The organism is Xenorhabdus thuongxuanensis, from assembly GCF_001908095.1.
Taxonomy (GTDB): domain Bacteria; phylum Pseudomonadota; class Gammaproteobacteria; order Enterobacterales; family Enterobacteriaceae; genus Xenorhabdus; species Xenorhabdus thuongxuanensis.
In genome coordinates this window covers 1-4,739 of the sequence record NZ_MKGR01000056.1, presented here as the reverse complement: position 1 = coordinate 4,739, position 4,739 = coordinate 1, and the positions used below count along the sequence as shown (strand labels likewise).

4 protein-coding genes are annotated in these 4,739 nt (G+C 45.9%); 2 read left to right on the top strand and 2 right to left on the bottom strand.

The window, feature by feature from the left end; genetic code table 11:
- Positions 1-259, top strand: a 259-nt coding sequence (locus Xentx_RS17740) for a transposase (protein WP_208607601.1), incomplete at its 5' end; no start/stop codon positions are given.
- Between the two features lie 122 nt (positions 260-381).
- Positions 382-999 (top strand): DUF637 domain-containing protein, encoded by a 618-nt coding sequence (locus tag Xentx_RS17735; RefSeq protein WP_339373706.1) that lies wholly within the window; start codon positions 382-384, stop codon positions 997-999.
- Here the strand turns inward: Xentx_RS17735 and Xentx_RS17730 are convergent.
- On the bottom strand, positions 964-3,948 hold the full coding sequence (locus Xentx_RS17730; RefSeq protein ID WP_074021821.1) for a Tn3 family transposase: 2,985 nt from the start codon (positions 3,946-3,948) through the stop codon (positions 964-966). The genes Xentx_RS17735 and Xentx_RS17730 overlap by 36 nt on opposite strands.
- A 60-nt stretch (positions 3,949-4,008) precedes the next feature.
- On the bottom strand, positions 4,009-4,626 hold the full coding sequence (locus Xentx_RS17725; protein ID WP_047964936.1) for a recombinase family protein: 618 nt from the start codon (positions 4,624-4,626) through the stop codon (positions 4,009-4,011).
- Positions 4,627-4,739 lie beyond the last annotated feature (113 nt).

Here is a 4,739-nt window from a genome sequence, read left to right as displayed (position 1 = left end):
TAACTACGGTATCCATAAAAGTAAGAAAGTCAGAGAATGGCTGCTGAATAATCCCACCGTGACGTTGCTGTTTCTTCCGGTCTACTCGCCTTGGTTAAATAAAATAGAACGGTTATGGCAATCACTCCATGAAACGGTGACACGCAATCATTGTTGCCAATTTATGTGGCAGCTTATTCGTAATGTGACAATTTTTTTAAAAAGGACGTCGTTAACGACTTGGAAAGAAATGAGAAATATAAGAGTCTCATCATTATGACAAACTATTTAGCAACGGATTAAAAACAGAATTTAAACGAATCAAATGGGGGGTTTGGGTGAGTAGACCTATCTGGGTGACCGGATAGGTCTACTCACCCAAACCCCCTTGTAGGGGCAGTAATAGCTGTAGTCACCGCTGGTTACGCTGCTCCCTATGCAGCATCTATAGCTGGAAGCAGTGCAGCAGCTCAAGGAGCTATTACAGCAGGTATGGCAGCGGCTGCTAGTAAAGCAGCGGTTTCTCTAGCTGAAAATGAGGGTAATTTATCTAAAACTTTTAAAGACATGGGAAGTAGTAGTACTATAAAATCTATAGTTACTTCAGCGGCTATTGGAGGTGCATTAGCTGGATTTGATTCTGCAATGGGTTGGGGTGAAGGGACTAAAGGAGGTGCAGCTATTAATAGAGGAAGTATGCCTCTATTAAGTAATCAAGATTGGGTAGCTACTGCCCAGAGAGTTGCCGGACAGTCTTTGATTAGCTCTGGAATAAACACTACTATTAATGGTGGAAGTTTTAAAGATAATTTTGTTTCCGCTCTATTATCTAATTCAACTAGTCAACTTCATGCTGAAGGAGCTTTCCAAATAGGTGAATATGCGAATCAGTTAACTGAAGTTGGAAGAGCGCTTAGCCATGCTGCACTATCTGCTATAATTGCAGAAGTTGGGGTCCGCTTGGAAAACGGAAAACATCCTACGCTAAGCCTGTTTTTTGTACAGATTGATATCAACTGATCGTAACGGACGGTATTTTCCAGCTCCTAACTTAAGATTATTACGCCAGATGTAATCTCCACTCAGATTGATATGCTCCCAACCCAGCGGCGACAGGTGCGAAAGCAATTGCTCATTAATCTGAACCCCTTTCCGTTTCAGTGATTCGATGGCTCTTTCTATATACACGGTATTCCATAACGTGATCGCCGCAGTGAGTAATGTCAGTCCACTGGCTCGGTAACTTTGGTTTTCCAGTCCTCTGTCCCTTATTTCACCCAGCCGGTGCATAAAAACAGCCCGAGCAAGTGCATTACGAGCCTCTCCCTTATTTAAACCTGCCTGTACACGGCGACGCAAAGCCGGATCACGAAACCAATCCAGCATAAAAAGCGTTCGCTCGATACGACCAATTTCCCGTAATGCTTTTGCCAGCCCATTCTGTTTGGGATAGCTGGCCAGCTTTTTTAACATCAGTGATGCCGTGACTGTTCCCTGTTTTATAGACGTGGCCAGACGCAGGACTTCATGCCAGTTTTTCTCAATTTCTTTGAGACTCAGACTTGTCGAGGATATGATTGATTGGAGTCCAGAATATTTTGACGCTTTTCCCTGAATGAATAGCCGTTTATCATGCAGATCCCGAATCCGGGGGGCAAAAGCAAATCCCAGCAGATGCATCAGCGCGAAAACATGTTCAGTGAAACCTGCTGTATCGGTGTAATGCTCCGTAATTTCCAGATCGCTTTCGTGATACAGCAGTCCATCAAGCACATGGGTGGAATCCCTTACCCGGCTGATCACTTTGATATAAAACGGACTGTACTGATCTGATATATGGGTATAAATCTGTACTCCGGGTTCCTGACCGTACTTCAAATTCACCTGCCCGGCATAGCGTCCATGGCTTCCAACCCTGAAATTTTGGCCATCGGATGAGGATGTTGTACCGTCTCCCCAGAATGCTGACAGTGGGTACTTCTTCTGGGCATTCACCAGTTCGGCAAGCGCTTCCGCATAGGTTTCATCCCTGATGTACCATGCCTGAACACCTTCCAGTGACGCTTTTGTGGTTCCGGGGCAGGATTCTGCCATTTTCGTCAGTCCCAGATTGATACCATCAGCCAAGATAGTGGTCAGCAACAGTTTTTTGTCTTTGGGTTTGACATGATTATTCTTGAGGTGAGTAAAGTGGCGGGTAAACCCCGTCCAGCTGTCCACTTCATCCAATATCTCAGTAATTTTCGGATGTGGAAGCATACTGTAAACCAACTCTGCAAACGGGGAAACAGCCGAAGGTACACTGTTATCCAGCGGCGTCACTTTCACCCCTTTATCGGAAATATCAACATCAGGCAAATCACCGGCAATCGCCATAGCGTTTACTTCTTCCAGCCGGGATGCCAGAAGTGTCATACGAGTGTTAATGTATTCCTGGTAGTCTGTCGGTACAGCAAGCTGTAACAGTTGATCCTTGAGTGCTTTTTCAAAGCCATCAGGCGGAATGAGATAATCATCAAAATTTCGGTAGCGGTGGGATCCTTTCACCCAGATATCACCGGATCGCAGTGCGCCTTTAAGTTCATTCAGTACGCAGAATTCATAATATCGGCGATCGATACCGGAGGGGGTTATCACCAGTTTTTTCCAGCTCTCAGGGATAAACTTTATCGGTGCTGATGGCGGCACCTTTCGGAGTTTTTTGTGGTATATCTCTCTGACCGTATCCAGCGCATCACTGAGTGGCATAGCAGCAGATGCCGCCCTGAATTCTAAAGCCGATAACATACGGGGCGCATATTTACGCAGGGTACTGTACTTTTCAGTGATCAGATGAAGCGGCTCGAAATTACCTTTTCGGGCCAGAAGTTGTGTCTCTTCCAGACTGGTGATAAATTCCGGCCAGGGAAGAACATCTTCTATCGCAGCCCAGGGATCTTTCCCGTATTCCCGTGCCATTAGCAGTGCCTGACCTACCGTAATATACTGCCTTAGCTTACTCTGAATCAGCTTTCCTGTTTGCTGAAGTCGTTCGGCCTGTTTGCGTTTTGCCTTGCTGAACAGACTGCCCAGAATACGTTCATGTAGCTCAATGATTTCATCGGTGAGAGTCGCTCTGGCTTCTGCGATGATACAGACCAATGTGGCATAACGTCGTGTATCAGAAAATTTAATCAGATCCCGGCTGCTCATCTTCCGGCCTTCCCGCGCTAGCTTCAGCAGTCGGTTCTGATGAACAGAAAGCTCAATTCCCTCGGGCAAGGCCAATCCTGCAATGACGTTAAGACGATCAATGTGTTGTAACACATTTTTACCATTAATTTTCCCCGGAGGTTGTAATAACCATTTGAGGCGGGACAGTGGTTCATCGCCGGATGATAGCAGACTATCCAGCGCTGTTTTATGCTGCGGCGCCAAGGGTGCAGTCAGCGCAGAAAATACCATTCTATCAGCCAGCGTCATGGTTTCGGCAAGCGTACGTTCCACAACATCAATGGAAGGAAAAATAACGTTATTGTTGTGTAACCAAGAGAGCATCTCTTCAGCAAGCAGCCAGCCTTTATCGGTTCGCATGGCATGTGGATAAAGATGGCGGATGCAGGTCTTTTGCAGAGATCGGCTAAAAGGTGACAACCTCAAGTAACGATAAAGCTCAGCCAGATGCTCCCAACGGGTTTCCTCTCTCACCGCATATTCGTGCCATAAATCAGGCTGAAGTTTTAACCAGTCAGTTAATCTGGAAATAACGCCATCGTGAGGAGAGCTGTTTTTATCCGGCGTAAAACCCGGCCCGCGCAAATAACAGAGTAAAACAGCAAAACCCAGACGGTTCGCTGATCCTCTGTGTTTGTTGATAAGTGCCAAATCCTGTTCACTTAAAAAGCACATCCGGGTCAGCAAGATGTCATCATCCGGTACGATCCGTAAGCATTCTTTTTCCTCGCTGGTCAGTATTTGTCGCCGTGGCATAAATATTCTCCTTACATACGGATTCAGCTCACTTACCTATTCAAATTTTATCCCTCAGAGTCATGTGTTCAGTTTAACTATACGTATAACCGTTCGTTCTGAGACACCACACAATCTCGCGGTATCTCGGATGCTCTGCCTGTTTTTAACCCGAAGTTCAATGATTTTCTCATGCAGCTGGTTATCTGCTTGGCGTCCCCGGAATTTACCAGCGGCTTTGGCTTTCAATATTCCCTCTTCCTGACGCCGCCGACGATCCTGATAGTCTTTACGTGCAATGGCTGCCAGCATATCAAGCATCATTCCGTTAATCGCTTTAAGCATGGCCAGAGTGAACTCATCACCCGCATTTTCTGCAAGCGCCATATGGCTCGTCGGCAGATCAAGACTGACAATCACGAGGTGTTTTTCCTGAATAAGTTGTTTAAGTTTCTGCCAGCCCGCTTCATCCAGACGTGAAAGGCGGTCAACCTGCTCAATAAGAATAATGTCACCCGGTGCAGCATCATCAAGCAATCGTAAAAGTTCTGGCCGTTGCAGTGACGCGCCGGATACATTTTCGTGATACCAACTGGCTAACCGAAAGCCTTTCTCTTCAACAAAGGCTTTCATTCTATTTTTTGCACGGAGAGCATCCTGTTCTTTTGTTGATGCACGTAGATAGCCGTGAATGTACATTTTTAACCCAATTATGTGTCATTTTCAGAAGGCGACTGCACCAATTGATAGGGTTTAGAGCCCTGTGTGCATATGACTTCTGATAAAATAATGTCAGAAGTCGGCTGCACTAA